This window comes from Thioclava sp. IC9, from assembly GCF_002213225.1.
In the GTDB taxonomy this organism is placed as follows: Bacteria; Pseudomonadota; Alphaproteobacteria; order Rhodobacterales; family Rhodobacteraceae; genus Thioclava; species Thioclava nitratireducens.
In genome coordinates this window covers 17,593-36,017 of the sequence record NZ_NBNX01000007.1, presented here as the reverse complement: position 1 = coordinate 36,017, position 18,425 = coordinate 17,593, and the positions used below count along the sequence as shown (strand labels likewise).

The window sequence follows — 18,425 nt, the reverse complement described above, 5'->3', positions numbered from 1 at the left end:
ACGCTATTTCTGCGCGATGAAATGTCCGGTGCGGCGTACGGCCTCGGCGGCGGGCACGAATTCCACGCCCAGATCGCGCGTCGCGGCCTCGTTGCTGAGCCGCATCGTCATCCCGAGCATCGGCTTGATCAGCGCGATCTGTTCGTCGAACAGCGCGAGGATCGAGACGATCCAGTTCGGCGCCTTCCGGGTCGGGATCTTGCGGTCGGGGAATTCGGCCTTCAGTACCTTCGCCATCTCTAGGAAGGACATGAAGCTTGCCGCACAGATGTAGCGGCGACCGATGCTCTCGGACCGGTCGAGCGCCGCGACATGGCAGGCGGCGACATCGGCCACATCGACCACCGGAATGTCGAACTCCGGCGCCATCGGGTCCTTGCCCGCCATCAACCGCTCGATCACCGCGACCGACGAGCCGGTATGGCGATCCATCGGCGTGCCGCAGACGAGGCCGGGATTGATCACCGTCAGCTGCATCTCGTGGTGATCCTCAATGAATTCCCACGCCGCTTCCTCGGCGAATATCTTCGAGCGCGTATAGGCGCTGCAGGTCGGCGCGCGCGGGTTCGACCAGTCGGCTTCCGTAATCGGGTCGGAGGTCACGCCATGCATCACCGCCTCCATCGAGGAGGTCTGGATCACGCGGGTCACGCCGGCGGCCTGCGCTGCGCTCAGCACCCGCTTGGTGCCCTCGACCGCGGGCTGGATCACCTCGGCCTCGTTCTTGGGCTTGCTGAGCGGGAAAGGGGAGGCGGTGTGGATCACGGCATCGACCCCGGTCATCGCCGCGTCCCAGCCCTCATCCGCCATCAGATCGGCCTCGACGAAGCTCAGCCGCTCCAGCGCCTCGGGGCCGAGGTCGCGCAGCGCCGCTTTCACCTCTTCGCCCCGGCTGGCCTTGCGCAGCGTGCCGCGCACCTTTTCGCCCTGCGTGAGCAGGTCATAGGCGATGCGTTTGGCGATGAAACCGGTGATGCCGGTGACCAGAATTGTGCGGGCCATTCGCGCCTCTCTGCTTTGAACTCTTTCGTTCAGCTTGCGAGGGCTGCGGGCGGGAGTCAAACGAGAACGGGGCGATGCGAGGATCGCCCGCATCGCCCCGTGTTTTTCAGTGTGCCCCCGGCGCCGCGACGCGCGGCGCGTTCGTGCCTGAGAGGCTCAACTGGAGCCTCTCCGAGACGGCACTCACCCCAAAAGCCTGCGCGCAATCACCTGCGCCTGAATCTCGGCGGCCCCCTCGAAGATGTTCAGGATGCGCGCATCGCAGAGGATACGGCTGATCTGGTATTCCAGCGCGAAGCCGTTGCCGCCATGGATCTGCAGCGCGTTATCCGCGGCCGCCCAAGCAACTCGGGCACCCAGCAGTTTCGCCATGCCGGCTTCCAGATCGCAGCGATGGCCGTGATCTTTTTCCCAGGCCGAGAAATAGGTCAGCTGGCGGGCGATCATCGTCTCCACCGCCATCATCGCGAGTTTCGAGGATACGCGCGGGAATTCGATCAGCGACTTGCCGAATTGCTTGCGGTCGATCGCATATTGCATCCCGATCTCCAGCGCCGATTGCGCCACGCCCACGGCGCGGGCGGCGGTCTGGATGCGGGCGGATTCGAACGTCTCCATGAGCTGCTTGAAGCCTTTGCCCTCTTCGCCGCCCAGAAGGTTCTCGCCCTTCACGCGGAAATTGTCGAAACCGAGCTCGTATTCCTTCATCCCGCGATAGCCGAGCACTTCGATCTCGCCGCCGGTCATTCCCTCGGTGGGGAAGGGGTTGTCGTCGGTGCCCGGCGTCTTCTCGGCCAGGAACATCGACAGGCCTTTGTAATTGTCGGTAGCCGGGTCGGTGCGCGCGAGCAGCGTCATCACATGGGTGCGCTGCGCATGGGTGATCCAGGTCTTGTTGCCGGTAATCAGCCAGTCATCGCCATCCTTGACCGCGCGGGTGCGCAACGAGCCCAGATCCGAGCCGGTATTGGGTTCGGTGAAAACGGCGGTGGACAGGATCTCGCCAGAGGACAGGCCCGGAAGCCATTTCTGCTTCTGCTCCTCGGTGCCGCCGCAGATGATCAGCTCTGCCGCGATCTCGGAACGCGTGCCGAGCGAGCCGACACCGATATAGCCGCGCGAAAGCTCCTCGGTCACGACGACCATCGAGGCTTTCGACAGGCCCAACCCGCCATATTCCTCGGGGATGGTCAGGCCGAAGACGCCCAGTTCGGCGAGTTCCTCAATGATTTCCATCGGGATCAGCTCGTCCTTGAGGTGCCATTCATGCGCGTTCGGCTTCACGCGATCTTCGGCGTAGCGGTAGAACTGCTCGCGGATCATCTCGAGATCTTCATCGAGACCGGGCTGCCCGAAGATCGAGCGCCCCTGAACGTCGCGCATCAGCTCGACCAGACGCATCCGGGCGGCGTTGGAATTGCCCGCGGCAATCAACTTCGCGGCCGCGTCCGAGGGCGTCCAGCTGACGCCCATATCGGTCAGGCGCACCATCTCGCCCTGGTTCATCTGGATGCCGCCCGCGATCTGCGCGAGATATTCGCCGAACCCGATCTGCAGGATCAGTTGCTCCATCTCGCCCAGCTTGCCGTCCTCGGTCAGGCGCGCCGCCCAGCCGTGCAGCTGTTTGAGCGCCTGCTGATAGGTCGTCAGCCAAGCAAGCCCATGAGCCCGATATTGGTTCGCTTCGAGCGCTGCGCCGGAAATGCGACCGTCTCTCTCCGTCGCGTTGCGCAGGCTTGCGGTCGCGTCGGAGACCAGCGTCTCCAGCTCGGGCAGGCTCGCTTCCGCAAGGCTCAGGAGGTCATCCAGAATGATCGTCGTCGGCATATCGGCCCCGTCATGTGCCATGAGTCGGCTCCCTATTCTGCAGTTGCAGCCTGTGTAGATACTTCGCAACCGCAGCGCAATAAAAATTCGAAAATGGCCGCCACCGCGACGTAAAATGTCGCAGTGATAGTTGGCGTCGTAGTGTATCCGCCTGATTTCACGTCGCTTCCCGGCTGTATCCCACCGCGTAACCCGATAGAAGCGATGCGGGACACGAAGGGGAGTGCGCATGTTCGGGATGGAAGTTTGGCAGATATTCGCGGCGCTTGGCGTCACGCTTTTCGCGGGTTTCGTGAAAGGCGCGGTCGGCTTCGCGATGCCGATGATCATGCTGTCGAGCTTCGCGTCGTTCCTGCCTCCGCATCAGGCGCTGGCGCTTCTGATCCTGCCGACGCTGGTGACCAACGTGATGCAGGCTTTCCGTCAGGGGGTCGGCGCGGCGGTGGGCTCGATCAAGAATTACCGACTGTTCATCGCGATGATCATCGTTTTCATTCCGATCAGCGCGACCCTCGTCGATGTAATCCCGCAGCCGGTGATGTACGCGCTTCTGGGGGCGCCGATCCTCGGCTTCTCGATCTGGCAGATCTCGGGACGGCAAATTCCGATGCCCACGCGCCATCGCGCGGTGACCGAGACGGGCTTGGGCGTGATCGCGGGACTCTATGGTGGGATTTCCGGCATCTGGGGGCCGCCGCTGATCATCTACCTGATCTCGATCGACGCGCCGAAACAGGAAGCGGTGCGCATCCTCGGCGTCGTCTTCCTGACCGGGGCGATTATCCTGACCGGCTCGCATCTGGTTTCGGGCGTGCTGAACGCGCAGACCATACCGCTGTCGCTGTTGATGATCCTGCCCGCGCTGGCGGGGATGAAACTGGGCTTCAAGGCGCAGGACCAGCTCGATCCGGTGCGGTTCCGGTGGTGGACGCTGATCCTGTTGGGCGTGGCCGGATTGAACCTGCTGCGCCGCGCGCTGATGGGTTAAGCCACGAAGGGGCGCAGACCCTGACGGCGGGCGGAGGCCAGCGTCTTCGCCTCATAGCCCGAGACGATCTTGCGCACCGGCTTGCGATGGAGCGGTAGCCCGCCTTCGCGGACTAGCCCCGCAAAGGCCGTGGTCGCCGCCAGAAGCGGTTGCCGGGCGAGCCGCCCGATATGCAGGCTCTCCAGCTTGCAGCCATCCGCCATCAGCAGGTGATGACCGCCCAGCAACAGCCCGTGCCACTCCAGCACGCCGGGGCAATCGGGTTGCAGCGCGGCGCAGCCATCGGCCAGCGACCGCGCCTCGATCAGCACCTCGTCCTCGCCGAAGATGAAATCCACCGACGGCCCGCTCAGCGCCACGCGGTGTTGGGGCATGACCCAGAGGTCCTGACGCGCCGAGAAGACCGGCGCACAGAGTTTCACCGGACGCAGGTGCCCGATCGCAGGCAGGCTGACCCGGCCCGACCAGAGGACCGGCTGCGGTCCGGCATCGATGGTCTCGACCAGGTCGCCCGCGCGCAGCCGCGCGGCAGGCACCACGCCCTCCGGCGTCTGGATTGGGGTCGCGGGGGCGAAGCAGCCCGCCGGTCCCATCGGTTGCAGATGATCGCCAAGCGCCAGCCAATCGACGCGCGGCCCGATCCGCGCGGGCCCCGCCGGATCGAGCAGGGCCGCGGCCTCGTCACGGGTCAGCGGCAGTGGCGCCACGCCGGCCTGCTGTCGGATCGTGCGCTGGTCGAGCGCCTCCAGCGTCAGCAGGCTCTCGCGTCCCGGCCCGTCCCAGCGCCAAATGAGCCGCATCCGCCCGCCGGTCAGCCGCTCCTGCGTGGCGTCGATGGAGATCGCATGGACCGCCGCGCCGCGCCGCTGCGCCAGCACGATCCGCCCGTCGACATCGAGATTGAGCGAGAGGAAATTCCGCCAGCCTTCGCGCTGATGCAGATGGATCAACGGCAGGGGCGATTGCTCGCCGCGCATCAGGGTGAATTCCAGCATCAGGCTGCCCCGTGCGAGCAACTCCGGCAGTCTGCGCTCGTCGAACATGACCGCGCCGCGATGTGCCATCTGCGCACCGATCCAGCCCTGTTGCGCCCTCATCTGCGACGCTCCGAATGCTGCCTTGATCCCATGCCTGTCTCCGCGCCCGGGGAAGCCGACACGGAAAACGTACGCCGCCCGAGAGGGCCGCGCGTGGGTCTGCTGCGTCTGAATCCGGGCTTTGCCCTGCTCGATACGCCCGATTCCGGGCTTTTGCTTTTGACATATCATGGCACCGCAACAGGCCCTTGGGTAGTGCTTGTCTCTGCGTCACATGCGCCCGGTGGCGGGCCTGCAACAGCCATTGCCCCTAGGGCTTCGGCACTCTAAGCCTGTAGCGCTGAAAAGGAGTGCCCATGACGACCGACCCCATCCGCCTGAGCGCCGATCTGATCCGCTGCCCCTCGGTGACCCCGGAGGAGGGCGGCGCGCTCGTCTTGCTCGAAGATCTGCTGAGCGGGGCGGGCTTCACCTGCACGCGCGTCGATCGCAACGGCACGCCGAACCTCTACGCGCGCTGGGGCGCGAAGGGGGCGGCGAAGAGCTTCGGCTTCAACGGGCACACGGATGTCGTGCCGGTGGGAGATGCGGCTGCCTGGACGCACGATCCCTTCGGCGCCGAGATCGTCGACGGCGTGATGTGGGGGCGCGGAGCGACCGACATGAAGACCGCCGTTGCGGCCTTCGCCGCGGCAGCGGTCGATTTCGTGACCGAGACGCCGCCCGAAGGCGCGGTGATCCTCGCCATCACCGGCGACGAGGAAGGTCCGGGCCGCGACGGCACGCGGGCGCTTCTGGATTGGATGAAGGCCGAGGGCGAGGCGATGTCGGTCTGCCTCGTGGGCGAGCCGACCTGCCCCAATGAGATGGGCGAGATGATGAAGATCGGGCGGCGTGGCTCGCTCAGCTTCTATATCGAGGCCGAGGGCGTGCAGGGCCATGCCGCCTATCCGCATCGCGCGAAGAACCCGCTGCATGCGCTGGTCGATCTGCTGGGCCGGATGACCGCAGAGCCGCTCGATCATGGCACAGATCATTTTCAGCCCTCGAGCCTGCAGATCACCACCATCGATTGCGGCAACCCGGCCAATAACGTGATCCCGGCCAAGGCGCGCGCGACCGTGAATATCCGCTTCAACGACGCCCATACCGGCGAGGGGCTGATTGCCTGGGCCGAGGCGATAGCCTCCGGGATCGCCGCCGAGACCGGCATCCGCATCGCGCTCAACCCCGACATCTCGGGCGAAAGCTTCGTCACGCCGCCCGGACCTTTCGTCGACCTCGTCGCGAAATCGGTCGAGGCGGAAACGGGCCGCGCGCCGGAGCTGTCCACCTCGGGCGGCACCTCGGATGCGCGCTTCGTGAAGGATCACTGCCCGGTCGTAGAATTCGGCCTCGTCGGCGCGACGATGCATCAAGTGGACGAGCGTGTCCCGGTTGATCAGATCGTCACGCTCCAGCGCATCTATGCGCGCATATTGAAAGACTATTTCGCATGATCAAGATCGAGCCGGTCACCGATTATACCCCCTGCCACGCGCTGCGCCGGGCCGTGTTCATCGAAGAACAGGGCATCCCGGAGCCCGAGGAATGGGACGATCTCGACGATCAGGCGATCCATCTGCTGGCCACGGACAACGGCACGCCGCTCGGCACCGCGCGGCTGATCCGCAAGGGTGAGACCGGCAAGATCGGTCGCATCTGCGTCGCGAAATCCGCGCGCGGCACCGGGCTTGGCGCGGCGCTGGTGCGCGACGCCTGCGCGCGGTTCGAGGAGATGGGCTGTACCCGCGCCTATCTCTCGGCCCAGAGCTACGCGATCCCGTTCTATGAAAAGCTCGGCTTCGTGCCCTATGGCGCGGATTACGACGACGCGGGCATCCCGCATCGCGATATGGAAAAGCCGCTCTGAGCTTCCTCTTGGCGAAAATATCCCGGAGGGCGCGTCAGCGCGGGGGCAGAGCCCCTCGACACCACTCATTCGCGCCACACTCTTTGAGTGACGCCCCTCACGCCCCATGTTAGGCAAACCCATGAGCAAACCCGCCCCCATCCCCTCGCGCCAGCAGATCCTCGACTGGCTGAACGACAACCCCGACCAAGGGGCCAAGCGCGACATCGCGCGGGCTTTCGGTGTGAAGGGGCAGGCGAAGATCGAGCTGAAGCGCATTCTCAAGGACATGGCCGACGAAGGCCTGATCGAGAAGCGCCGCCGCAACTTCCGCGACCCCAATGTGCTGCCGCCGGTGTCGGTACTGCGGGTAATGCGCGAGGATAGTCAGGGCGATCAATGGGCCGAACCTGCGGAATGGAGTGGCGAGGGGCCTGCGCCCTTGGTTCTCTTCGTTCCGAAGGACGGCGATCCTACGCTGGCCGAGGGCGACCGTATCCTCGGTCGCCTGACCCCGGTCGAGGATGAGGATTACGGCTACGAGGCGCGGCTGATCCGCAAGATCGGCCAGGCCTCGCATCGCATCGTCGGCATCTTCCGCAAGAATGCCGAGGGCGGGCGGATCATGCCGATCGACAAGGGGGTCGGCAACGAATGGCAGGTGCCGGCGGCGGTCACGCAGGGCGCCAAGGATGGCGAGCTGGTCGAGGCTGAACAGACCGGGCCGCGCGGGCGCATGGGCCTGCCGAAGGCGCGCGTGATCGAGGTGCTGGGCGATCCGTCCGCGCCGAAGGCGGTCTCGCTCATCGCGATCCATCAGCATGGCATCCCCGACGATTTTCCCGATGCGGTCGTGGCCGAGGCCGATGCCGCCGAGCCTGCGCCTCTGGGCGAGCGCGAAGACCTGCGCAAGCTGTCTTTCGTCACGATCGACCCGGCGGATGCCCGCGACCGCGACGACGCCGTACTGGTGATCCGCGATGACGATCCGAAGAACGAGGGCGGCTTCCTGATCTGGGTGGCGATCGCCGACGTGGCGCATTACGTGACGCCGGGCTCCGAGCTGGACCGCGAGGCGCGCAAGCGCGGCAACTCCACCTATTTCCCCGACCGCGTCGTACCGATGCTGCCGGATCGTCTGTCGGGCGATCTGTGCTCGCTGCACGAGAACGTGGACCGTGCGGTATTGGCGGTGCGGATGAAGATCGACGCGCAGGGGCGGAAGGTCTCGCATCGCTTCACGCGCGGGATGATCCGTTCGGTCGGCTCGCTGGAATACGGGCAGGTGCAATCCGCGCGCGACGGCAACCCGGACGAGAAGACCGAGGATATGGTCGAGGAGATCATCGACCCGATCTACGAGGCTTACGAGGCGCTCAAGCATGCTCGTGCGATCCGTCAGCCGCTGGAACTGGACCTGCCCGAGCGGCAGATCGTGATCGGAGACGATGGTCATGTCGCCTCGATCCGGTTCAAGGAACGGCTCGATGCGCATAAGCTGATCGAGGAGTTCATGGTACTGGCCAACGTGGCCGCCGCCGAGGAACTGGAGAAGTTGCGCCGTCCGCTGCTGTATCGTGTCCACGAAGAACCCAGCCTCGAGAAGATCGAGAGCCTGCGTGAAGTGGCGCAGGCGTCGGGCTTCACGCTGGCGAAGGGGCAGGTGCTGCAGACCGCGCATCTGAACAACCTGCTGAGCCAGTCCGAGGGCTCCGAGTTCGACGAGTTGATCAACATTTCGACGTTGCGCTCGATGACACAGGCCTATTACGCGCCGACGAATTATGGCCATTTCGGCCTCGCGCTGCGGTCCTACGCGCATTTCACCTCGCCGATCCGGCGCTATTCCGACCTGATCGTGCACCGCGCGCTGATCCTCGGCCATGGCTGGGGCAAGGACGGGCTGAGCGCGTGGGATATCGAGAACCTCGAGGACACGGCAAAGCAGATTTCCGATACCGAGCGCCGTTCGATGGTGGCCGAACGCGACACGACCGACCGCTATCTGGCCGCTTACCTGTCGGACCGCGTGGGCAGCGAGTTCACCGGCCGCATTTCGGGCGTGCAGAAATTCGGCGCTTTCGTAAAGCTCGACGAGACCGGCGCGGACGGGCTGATCCCGATCCGCGAGATCGGGCGCGAGTTCTTCCATTTCGATCGCGAGGCGCAGGAGCTGGTGGGCTCCGATACCGGCATGGTTATCACGATTGGGCAGCGCGTCCGGGTGCGGCTGTCGGAGGCCGTGCCGATCACCGGCGGGCTGATGCTGGAGCTGCTGGAAGTCGAAGGGCAGGGGATGCCCTCGGGCGACGGCAAGCGCCGCAAAGGACGTCGTCCCGGCACCCGCCCGCCGCGCAAAGGGCCCGGCAAGGGACCGCGCAAACCGGCCCGCGACGCTGCCAAGAAGAAGGCTGTCGCGCGCAAGGTGAAACGTACGCGCAAGAGCTGAGGCCTTAGAGCATCCACTCGATCGGCAGACGCTGCGCCACCCACAGGAAGATGCGATGCGAGAAGGGCACGCCCGGCTCGCGCTTGCGGACGCCGTGACCGGGCCGCGACCAGCGCAATTGCTGCGCACGGGTCAGGCGCAGCCGCCATGCGCGGGTGGGGATGAACTCCTTGAACGTCTCGGAGATCTCGCTCGCGATCTCGGGCGCAGCGATCACGATCCCCAACTCGGTATTCAACCGCATCGAGCGCGGATCGAAATTGAACGAGCCGATGAAAACCCGCGCGCGATCCACCGCGAAGACCTTGGCGTGCAGCTTGTTGCGCGAAAACGGCGAGGTGCCGCGAATGTCGGAGCCAAGCAGCCGTTCGCGCCGGTTACGCTCGTTCGGGCGGCGATCTTCGGCATCGGCGGCGTATTCGTAAAGCTCGATCCCGGCGCGCAACAACCCTTTGCGGCGATGGGCATAGCCCGAATGCACGAGCGCCACATCGGTCGCGGCATAGGAGTTCGTCAGCACCTTGATCTTCGCCCCCGATTTCGCGATCCGCTTTAGATAGCGCACGCCGGTCCGCGTCGGCACGAGATAGGGCGTGATCAGCACCAGTTCCTGCAGCGGCTGGCCGAGGGCACGCACCAGATATTGCCAGAGCAGCTTGCGCCCCTGCAAAAGCCCGTGAATCTTCGACGGGTGGTCGTAGATCAGCTGCGCCTCGGCGAAGATCACGGGCGCCTTGCCCGACAGCAGCCGCGAGAGCCGGTCGGGATGCCGCAGGTCCGCGGCATAGCGCTTCGCCTCTGGCTCGGAGAGACGAACCTCCTCATTCTTGATGATGTCTTCGGCTTCCGCTGCCTTGCAGCCACCCAGCATTTTCTCCGCTGGGATCGCGGGCGGGGCGTTCCAGTAAAGGTCGAACTGCTTTCCGATCTGCGCCAGAACGGGCCCTGCGACGGCGACGTCGAGATCCATGTAGAGCCCGCTCTCGGAGAGGCTGTTGAAGTAGTCGTCGCCGATATTGCGCCCGCCGAGGATCGCCATCCTTCCATCCGCGATCATCGCCTTGTTGTGCATCCGGCGGTTCAGACGACGAAAATCGGAGAGGTAGCCGAGAACCCGCGCGGTCCGGATCGGGAAGGGGTTGAAGAGGCGCACCTCGACATTGGGCAATTCGTCGAGCGCGGCCAGCGTACGGTCCATCCCGGCGGTGCCGTTGTCGTCGATCAGAAGCCGGACATGGACTCCGCGTCCGGCCGCCCTGCGCAGCGCGCCGAGCATGATCGCGCCCGCAGTATCGTTCTGCCAAATGTAATATTGCAGATCGAGAGAGACCTCCGCCGCTTCGATGAGTTCCAGTCGCGCCGCAAGCGCATCGAGCGGATCGGCGAGCAGCTGGACCGCGTTTTTCGTTTCGAGCCCCGCAAGCCGGTCCTGCAGCGCGGTGGCAAAGCGGCCGGTTTCGGGGGCGACCTGCATCTTCGACTCGGGGAAGGGCCCTTTCGGTCGCCGATGCGACAGCCTCGCGACGATCAGAGTCAGGCCGGCCAGGGCGATGAGGCCAGCGAGCAGGGCGAAGCCCAGAATATGAAGCAGTTCCAGTTTCATGGCTGGCATCATGTAGGCGGTTCAAGGGTTTAGGAAAGTGGGCTTCGCGCATGAAAAAGGCCGGCGTGATCGCCGGCCCCTTTAAATATTTCGTGTTCGCGGTTCAGCGCATCAACCGATCGCGGCGGCTTTCACATCGTCGTCGATGTAGGGCACGTATTGCGCGAAATTGTCCGAGAACATCTCGACCAGTTTCTGCGCCTGCGCGTCATAGGCGGCCTTGTCGTCCCAGGTGCGGCGCGGATCGAGGAGCACGTCCGAGACGTTCGGGACCGAGACCGGAACCTCGAAGCCGAAGTTGGGATCCTTGCGGAACTGCACGTTGTGGAGCGAGCCGTCGAGCGCGGCTTTCAGAAGCGCACGGGTCGCCCGGATCGGCATCCGCGAGCCGGTGCCGAAGGCGCCGCCGGTCCAGCCGGTATTGACCAGCCAGCAGGATGCGCCAACGTCGCGGATCTTCTCCTGCAGCAGCTTGCCGTAGACCTCGGGGCGGCGCGGCATGAACGGCGCGCCGAAGCAGGTCGAGAAGGTCGGGATCGGCTCGACCACGCCCACCTCGGTGCCCGGCGTCTTCGAGGTGAAGCCCGACAGGAAGTGATACATTGCCTGCGCCGGGGTCAGTCGCGCGATCGGCGGCAGCACACCGAACGCGTCGCAGGTCAGCATGATCACGTTCTTGGGCTGGCCCGCCATCGCGGTATCCGAGGCGTTCGGAATGTAATGCAGCGGATAGGCGCAGCGCATGTTGTCGGTGATCGAGTTGTCGTTGAAGTCCAGCTCCAGCGTCTCCTCGTCGAAGACCATGTTCTCGATGACCGTGCCGAACATCGAGCACGTATCGTAGATCTCCGGCTCCGCCTCTTTCGAGAGGTTGATCGTCTTGGCGTAGCAACCGCCCTCGAAGTTGAAGATGCCGTTGTCGGACCAGCCATGTTCGTCATCGCCCACGAGGATGCGCGAGGGGTCGGCCGAGAGCGTCGTCTTGCCCGTGCCCGAGAGGCCGAAGAAGACCGCCGCGTCGTCGGGGTCGTCGATCGCGTGGTTGGCCGAGCAGTGCATCGCCATGACGCCTTCGCCGGGCAGAATGTAGTTGAGAAGCGTGAAGACGCCCTTCTTGTTCTCGCCCGCGTAGGCGGTGTTGCCGATCAGGATCGTCTTCTTGTCGAAGTTCAGCGCGATCACGGTTTCCGAGCGGCAGCCGTGCTTCGCGGGGTCGGCCTTGAAGCTGGGGCAATTGATGATCGTCCATTCCGGATCGAACGCGTCGAGCTCCTCGCGCTCGGGGCGGCGCAGCATGGTGCGCAGGAACAGGCCGTGCCATGCAAGCTCGGCCACCAGGCGCACGTCGAGACGGTGCTCCGGATCGGCGCCGCCGAAGAGGTCCTCGACGAAGTAATCCTTGCCCTTCATGTGCTCCAGCATGTCGGCGTGGAGGCGATCAAAGGCGTCGGGCTCCATCGGGGTGTTGTTCTCCCACCAGATGGTGTCCTCGACGGAGGTGGTGCGCACGACGAACTTGTCTTTGGGCGACCGGCCAGTGTGCTTGCCGGTCGTGCAGTAGAAGGCGCCGCCCTTGCCGAGGATGCCTTCGTCGCGCTTGATCGCTTCTTGGATCAGCGCCGGTTCCAGCAGGTTGTAATAGACATTCCCGAGACCTTCGATGCCTTGATCTTCCAGTCGTTTCGCGGGGTTAACGCGTCCAATGTCCATCTGATGCTCCCGATGCCGTCGCGCGGCGTTCACAGGGTTATTCCCGGCGCGTCGGGGCCTCGAAGCGCCGATCCAAGCAACAATCTTACCCGGATGGATCGCCTATAGCATGACATTTTTGCAATGGAACAGAATGGTAGGGTGCAGTTAGCGCAACCATCCGGAGGTTTAGCGCAATCACGGCGAAATGTCGCGGAAAGGTGAGGCAAATTAGTCAAAGGTTGGGAAATTCTGGCTCTATTGATTCGCGAAAACTTGGTGATTCGCAGCTTTTTGTTGATTTGAAGGCAGTGAACGCGGAATATGTGCGTAAACGCGGAATAAGTGCGTAATAACTATAAAGTAGCAGTGAAGGGGTATTCCGACATGTCGAGAATCGCGCTGGTCGATGACGACCGCAATATTCTGACCTCGGTCTCGATGACGCTCGAGGCGGAAGGTTACGATGTCGAAACGTATAACGATGGACAGGCTGCATTCGACGCGTTTACCAAACGCCTTCCCGACATGGCGGTTCTGGATATAAAGATGCCGCGGATGGACGGCATGGAGCTGCTTCAGCGGCTCCGGCAGAAGACCGCGATGCCGGTGATCTTTCTGACCTCCAAGGACGATGAGATCGACGAGGTTCTTGGTCTTCGCATGGGTGCGGACGACTACGTCAAGAAGCCGTTCTCGCAGCGTCTTCTGGTCGAACGCATCCGCGCGCTGCTGCGCCGGCAGGAAGCGATCTCGACCGGCGAGGTCGCCTCGACCGAGGACACCAAGGTGATGGTGCGCGGCTCGCTCGAGATGGATCCGCTGCGCCACGCGGTGACCTGGAAGGGCAAGGATGTCACGCTGACCGTGACCGAATTCCTGCTGCTTCAGGCGTTGGCCCAACGGCCCGGTTTCGTGAAGTCGCGCGATCAGCTTATGGACGTGGCCTACGACGATCAGGTCTATGTCGACGACCGCACGATCGACAGCCACATCAAGCGCCTGCGCAAGAAGATGCGCAGCGTCGACGATGATTTCTCGGCGATCGAGACACTCTACGGCATCGGGTACCGGTATAACGAAGAGTGATCCCACGTCGATGAGTATTGCCGGGAAGATCGGATTGGCTCGAAAGCGCTCCTCAAACTTCGCCCGTCGCGCGCCGGAAACGGATGTCGTGCTCGGCGAGGATTGGGTCGGCCCAGCCGATATCGTCGATGACGATCTGCGCAAGGGGCGGGCGCGGCGGTCCATGTTCTCGCTCAACCGCTCGCCGCTGGCGCGCAAGATCATCACCTTCAACCTGTTGGCGATGATCGTGCTGGTGACAGGCGTGCTTTATCTCAATCCGTTTCGCGACAGCCTCGTGCTGCAACGCGAAAGCGGGCTCGTGAACGAGGCGCAACTGGCTGCCGACGTGTTCGAGGCGCAGCTGCCCGCGGGTGCTCCGGTCAATCTGGCGGCGGGCGACGGGCTCGATCCGCTTGCGACGATCCGCGGGATGGAGCTGCCCGAGGGCGCCGATCTCTACCTGTTCGACCCAAGTGCTGCATTGCTCGGCACTACGACCACGGGCGACCGCGCGCCGGTCGAAGAGGTCGATGGGCTCAATTTCGACAAACGCTCGACCGTGCTCAGCGATTTTCTGGGCCAGATCTGGGACTCGGTCGCCGGCCTGTTCGAGCGGGGCGGCGGCACCGCAGCCGATAGCGCGCTCGATATGGTGCGCGATCTGGTGCCCTCCGCGCTGGAAGGGCGCACGAAGATCTCGTCGCAGAAGAACGCGGCGGGCTCGACAATATTCGCCGTCGCCACGCCGATCCGGCAGGGGGATCGCGTCGTTGGCGTCGTGGGCCTGATCTCGGTCGCGGGGCAGATCGATGCGCTGGTCCGCGTCGAGCGCGAGCAGGTGCTGCAGATGTTCGTGATCGCGATCATCGTCTCGATCGGCCTGTCGCTGGTGCTGGCCTCGACCATCGCAAATCCACTCTCCGATCTCGCGGCGGCGGCCGAAATCGGGCGCGACAAGAATGCGCGCAAGATGGCGCCCGCCCGGGTGCGCATCCCCGACCTCACCGCCCGACCCGACGAGATCGGGCGGCTGTCGGGCGCGATGCGCGGCATGGTCGGCGCGCTTTACGAACGCATCGACGCGAACGAACAATTCGCCGCCGACGTTGCCCATGAAATCAAGAATCCGCTGGCCAGCCTGCGCTCTGCCGTGGCCTCGCTGCATATGGTCAAGAAGGACGAACAGCGCACGCGTCTTCTCGAAGTCATCGATCACGACGTGCGCAGACTGGATCGTCTGGTGAGTGACATCTCCAATGCGTCGCGGCTCGATTCCGAGCTGGTGAAGGAAGAGGAAGAGCAGTTCGACCTGATCAAGATGGTGTCGAACCTCAGCGAGTTCCTCGGTCAGCAGGCGCGCGAGAAGGGTGTCGACTTCATCACCGATCTGCCGTCGCAGTCCGTGATCATCTCGGGGCTGGAAGCGCGTCTGGCCCAGGTCTTCGTGAACCTGATCACCAATGCGACCTCGTTCTGCGAAGAGGGGGACGCGGTGCGGGTCTGGGCACGCCAGCGCGACAACCGCGTGCTGGTCGTGGTCGAGGATACCGGGCCGGGCATTCCCGAAGAGGCGCTCACCAAAGTGTTCAAGCGCTTCTACTCGGAACGTCCCGAGGGGCAGTTCGGCGACCATTCCGGCCTCGGCCTTGCGATCTCCAAGCAGATCGTCGAAGCGCATGGCGGCGTGATCTGGGCCGAGAATATCCGCCCGACTGATGCCGACCGGACCTCCGATCCTCTGGGCGCGCGTTTCGTCGTGGGCCTGCCGGTAAGCTGAATGACCGGGTCGGACGACCTCTCGACCAATCTCCATGCCAGTGCCGTCGCGCTCGACCCCGAGCGCGGCGTTCTCATTCGCGGCGCGTCGGGCAGCGGCAAGTCTCTCCTCGCGCTGCGGTTGATGGCGCTGGGGGCGTCGCTCGTAGCCGATGACCGGGTTGACCTGCGGGCCGAGAACGGGGAGCTGATCGCCAGCGCGCCGGAGATGATCGCGGGCCGGATTGAGGCGCGCGGCGTCGGTATCCTGAGGGCCGATCCCCTGTCGCATGCCCGCATCATCCTCCTCGTCGACCTCGACCGGGAAGAGACCGCGCGCCTCCCAACCTGTCGAAAAGACAGTGTGTTGGGGGTCAGTCTGCCCCTTGTGCTGCGCGTGCAGCATCGTCATCTTGATGTGGCAATTCTGCAATGGCTGAAAGGGGGCCGATGGGCGTGACCCGATCCGATCCGGTATGGGCACAGGCTGGCCAGCGCGTCGTGCTGGTGACCGGCCCCTCAGGTGCGGGCCGCACCACCGCAATCGGCGCCCTGGAAGATCTGGGCTACGAGCCGATCGTCAACCTGCCGCTGAATCTCGTACCGCGCCTTCTCAAGGGCCATCTGACCGGCCCGGTCGCGCTTGGCGTCGATGTGCGCGGGCGCGATTTCTCGGCTGCGACGCTGATCGAACTGGTCGATATGCTGACCAAACGGCCGGATCTGGATCTCGACTTGCTCTATCTCGACGCGCGTCCCGAGGTGCTCGAACGGCGCTATTCGGAGACCCGCCGCCGTCATCCGCTTTCGCCCGAGCAAGACCCCGGCGCCGGTATCGCGCAGGAGATGGATCTTCTCTCGCCGATCCGGATGCGAGCCGATGTCCTGATCGATACCTCCGAGATGAGCCCGCATGATCTGCGCGCCGAGGTCGGGCGTTTCTTCGACACGGGCCGCACCGAGCCGCTCTCGGTCACAGTGAATTCCTTCAGCTATAAGCGCGGGGTGCAGCGCGGGCTCGATCTGATGTTCGATTGCCGCTTCCTCGCCAATCCCCATTGGGAACCGGGGTTGCGCGCGCGCGACGGGCGCGACGCGGCGGTCGCGGAGTATGTCGCCGCCGATCCCCGCTTTGCCGAGTTCCACCAGCGCGTTCTCGATCTGCTTCTGTTCCTGCTCCCCGCCTATGTCGCGGAGGGCAAGGCCTATCTCTCGGTCGGCTTCGGGTGTACCGGGGGGCAACACCGCTCGGTCGCAATGACCGAGAGCATCGCCAAAGCGCTTGCGGAAGCAGGGTGGCGCGTGTCTAAACGTCATAGGGAATTGGAGCGTCTCGGCCATGCCGAGAACGAAGAAACGAAGGTGAGGTCGGGCGCGTGATCGGTATCGTGATCGTGGCACATGGTGGTCTGGCGCGCGAATATCTCGCCGCTATAGAGCATGTCGTGGGCCCGCAGCGCGGCATTCGTGCCATCACGATCGAGGATGATCACGACCGCGCGGGCAAGCAGGCGGAGATTCGCGCCGCCGCCGATGCGGTCGATGACGGCACGGGTGTCGTGGTTGTGACCGACATGTTCGGCGGCTCGCCTTCCAACTTGTCGCTGATGGCCTGCGAGGCGCGCGACCGCGAAATCATCTACGGCGCGAACCTGCCGCTTCTGATCAAACTGGCGAAATCGCGCAGCCTCGCCGTGCATGCCGCGGTCGAGGCCGCGCTCGATGCCGGGCGCAAATACATCAACAGTTACAACGCCCAAGCGGGAGTGGTGAAATGTCCGTGACCCGCGAATTGGAGATCGTGAACGAGAAAGGCCTGCATGCGCGCGCCTCCGCCCGTTTCGTCGAGGTTGTCGAGGATCACGACGCCCGCGCCACGGTGGCGAAGGACGGCCAGTCGGTCTCGGGCGACTCGATCATGGGGCTTTTGATGTTGGCAGCTTCGCGTGGAACCACTATTGAAGTGACGACAAGCGGGGCCGAAGCCGAAAAGCTCGCCGATGCGCTTCAGGCATTGGTGGCCGACAAATTCGGCGAAGGTATGTGACGCGCTCCGCACCCAGCGAGGGGGTTCGACCAATGAACCAAGAGAGCGACATCGCAATCGAAGCCGCGCAAGCCGTATCGAAGCCGTATGATAAGCGTCGCCTGTCCTATGCGGGAACGTTTTCCAACCCGTTCAAGGTCGGCACGATCCGCACTCTGGAATGGATGACGGCGAAGGCGCAGCTTCTGCACCTGATCCGCAAGTTCGAGAAACGCGGCGCCCCGGTCGGGGCCGAGTTCTGGCCGCAAGCGCTCGACGTGATGGGGATCGAGGTCAAGACGCCACCAGAACAGATCGCCCATATTCCTAAAGAGGGCCCGCTGGTGGTCGTCGCCAACCACCCGCATGGGCTGGTGGACGGGATGGTGCTGGCCTACCTGATCGGCCAAGTGCGCGACGATTTCCTGATCCTTACCCGCTCGCTGCTGACCGGGATTCCCGAGGTCGAGCAATACATGCTGCCCGTGCCCTTCCCGCACGAGCCCAATGCCCGCGAAGACAGTCTCAAGATGCGCGCGGCCTGCATGGCGCAGCTCAAGCGCGGTGGCGTTGTGGTGCTATTCCCTGCGGGGCAGGTTGCCCATTCCGAGACGCTGATGGGCCCGGTGATCGAGCAGGAATGGAATCCCTTCACCGCGAAGATGCTCGCCCGGTCGAACGCCTCGGTGCTGCCGATCCACTTCCCGGGGCAGAATTCGCGCGCCTATCAGATCGCCAACAAGCTGAGCGCGACGGTGCGTCAGGGGCTTCTGCTGTACGAGATCAAACGCGCGCTGAACAAGCCGCAGAACCCCGCGATCGGCCCGGCAAAGCGGCCCGAAGAGATTGCCGAGGCCCTGAAGAACCCGCGCAAGTTCCTTGCGGATCTGCGGGCGGAAACCCTGGCGCTGTAAGACGGCTGACGGCGAGGGCTCTGGCCCCGCGGTTCCGCCGTTCCCCGGGATATTCGACCCAATTGGAAAGAAGAACGCCCGGCTATGCCTCTTAGGTCAGGGCAAGCCGGGCGCTTCCAACTGCGCGGGGATCGGCGTCCCGCCTGTTCCGCGAGACCATTTAAGTGGAGCGG

General features: G+C 64.3%; 16 protein-coding genes. 11 read left to right on the top strand and 5 right to left on the bottom strand.

Annotated features, from left to right (window positions below; all coding sequences use genetic code 11):
- Nucleotides 1-3: 3 nt before the first annotated feature.
- Entirely contained in the window at nucleotides 4-1,002 is a 999-nt protein-coding gene (locus B6V76_RS16610) for an aldehyde reductase (protein WP_166504620.1), read from the bottom strand.
- Between the two features lie 183 nt (nucleotides 1,003-1,185).
- Entirely contained in the window at nucleotides 1,186-2,850 is a 1,665-nt protein-coding gene (locus B6V76_RS16605) for an acyl-CoA dehydrogenase family protein (protein WP_088727971.1), read from the bottom strand.
- A 208-nt stretch (nucleotides 2,851-3,058) separates the two neighbouring features.
- Here B6V76_RS16605 and B6V76_RS16600 point away from each other — a divergent pair, with 208 nt between their 5' ends.
- Nucleotides 3,059-3,817, top strand: a complete 759-nt coding sequence (locus B6V76_RS16600) for a sulfite exporter TauE/SafE family protein (RefSeq protein WP_075776858.1) — start codon at nucleotides 3,059-3,061, stop codon at nucleotides 3,815-3,817.
- Here B6V76_RS16600 and B6V76_RS16595 read toward each other — a convergent pair.
- Nucleotides 3,814-4,914, bottom strand: a complete 1,101-nt coding sequence (locus B6V76_RS16595) for a Hint domain-containing protein (RefSeq protein WP_166504619.1) — start codon at nucleotides 4,912-4,914, stop codon at nucleotides 3,814-3,816. The two genes, B6V76_RS16600 and B6V76_RS16595, sit on opposite strands and share 4 nt — an antisense overlap.
- Before the next feature lie 296 nt (nucleotides 4,915-5,210).
- Between B6V76_RS16595 and dapE the strand changes: the two genes are divergently transcribed.
- From dapE to rnr, 3 genes are all read left to right on the top strand, one after another.
- Nucleotides 5,211-6,353: a succinyl-diaminopimelate desuccinylase gene (gene dapE, locus B6V76_RS16590; protein WP_088727969.1), complete on the top strand. Its 1,143-nt coding sequence runs from the start codon at nucleotides 5,211-5,213 to the stop codon at nucleotides 6,351-6,353.
- Nucleotides 6,350-6,766, top strand: coding sequence for a GNAT family N-acetyltransferase (locus tag B6V76_RS16585; protein ID WP_088723449.1), 417 nt, complete (start codon nucleotides 6,350-6,352; stop codon nucleotides 6,764-6,766). The genes dapE and B6V76_RS16585 overlap by 4 nt, the downstream gene beginning before the upstream one ends.
- A gap of 121 nt (nucleotides 6,767-6,887) precedes the next feature.
- Nucleotides 6,888-9,194, top strand: coding sequence for a ribonuclease R (gene rnr, locus B6V76_RS16580; protein ID WP_075776861.1), 2,307 nt, complete (start codon nucleotides 6,888-6,890; stop codon nucleotides 9,192-9,194).
- Nucleotides 9,195-9,198: 4 nt separating this feature from the next.
- Here the strand turns inward: rnr and B6V76_RS16575 are convergent, their stop codons facing one another.
- Together B6V76_RS16575 and B6V76_RS16570 are read right to left on the bottom strand one after the other, a co-directional pair.
- On the bottom strand, nucleotides 9,199-10,797 hold the full coding sequence (locus tag B6V76_RS16575; protein WP_166504618.1) for a phospholipase D family protein: 1,599 nt from the start codon (nucleotides 10,795-10,797) through the stop codon (nucleotides 9,199-9,201).
- 111 nt (nucleotides 10,798-10,908) lie between these two features.
- On the bottom strand, nucleotides 10,909-12,507 hold the full coding sequence (locus tag B6V76_RS16570; protein WP_088720499.1) for a phosphoenolpyruvate carboxykinase: 1,599 nt from the start codon (nucleotides 12,505-12,507) through the stop codon (nucleotides 10,909-10,911).
- A 366-nt stretch (nucleotides 12,508-12,873) separates the two neighbouring features.
- Here B6V76_RS16570 and B6V76_RS16565 point away from each other — a divergent pair, with 366 nt between their 5' ends.
- The 7 genes from B6V76_RS16565 to B6V76_RS16535 are packed head-to-tail and all read left to right on the top strand — an operon-like array spanning nucleotide 12,874 to nucleotide 18,252.
- Nucleotides 12,874-13,575, top strand: a complete 702-nt coding sequence (locus B6V76_RS16565) for a response regulator transcription factor (RefSeq protein ID WP_075776864.1) — start codon at nucleotides 12,874-12,876, stop codon at nucleotides 13,573-13,575.
- Nucleotides 13,576-13,585: 10 nt separating this feature from the next.
- Nucleotides 13,586-15,334 (top strand): sensor histidine kinase, encoded by a 1,749-nt coding sequence (locus B6V76_RS16560; protein ID WP_088720498.1) that lies wholly within the window; start codon nucleotides 13,586-13,588, stop codon nucleotides 15,332-15,334.
- Complete coding sequence (locus tag B6V76_RS16555; RefSeq protein WP_088727967.1) at nucleotides 15,335-15,772, top strand: serine kinase; 438 nt, start codon at nucleotides 15,335-15,337, stop codon at nucleotides 15,770-15,772.
- A complete protein-coding gene (rapZ, locus tag B6V76_RS16550) occupies nucleotides 15,763-16,692 on the top strand; it encodes an RNase adapter RapZ (protein ID WP_088727966.1) in 930 nt (309 codons plus the stop codon). Before B6V76_RS16555 ends, rapZ begins: the two co-directional genes overlap by 10 nt.
- On the top strand, nucleotides 16,689-17,096 hold the full coding sequence (locus B6V76_RS16545) for a PTS fructose transporter subunit IIA (protein WP_075776867.1): 408 nt from the start codon (nucleotides 16,689-16,691) through the stop codon (nucleotides 17,094-17,096). The genes rapZ and B6V76_RS16545 overlap by 4 nt, the downstream gene beginning before the upstream one ends.
- Entirely contained in the window at nucleotides 17,087-17,359 is a 273-nt protein-coding gene (locus B6V76_RS16540; RefSeq protein WP_075776868.1) for an HPr family phosphocarrier protein, read from the top strand. Before B6V76_RS16545 ends, B6V76_RS16540 begins: the two co-directional genes overlap by 10 nt.
- A 32-nt stretch (nucleotides 17,360-17,391) precedes the next feature.
- Nucleotides 17,392-18,252, top strand: a complete 861-nt coding sequence (locus tag B6V76_RS16535) for a lysophospholipid acyltransferase family protein (RefSeq protein WP_075776869.1) — start codon at nucleotides 17,392-17,394, stop codon at nucleotides 18,250-18,252.
- Nucleotides 18,253-18,425 lie beyond the last annotated feature (173 nt).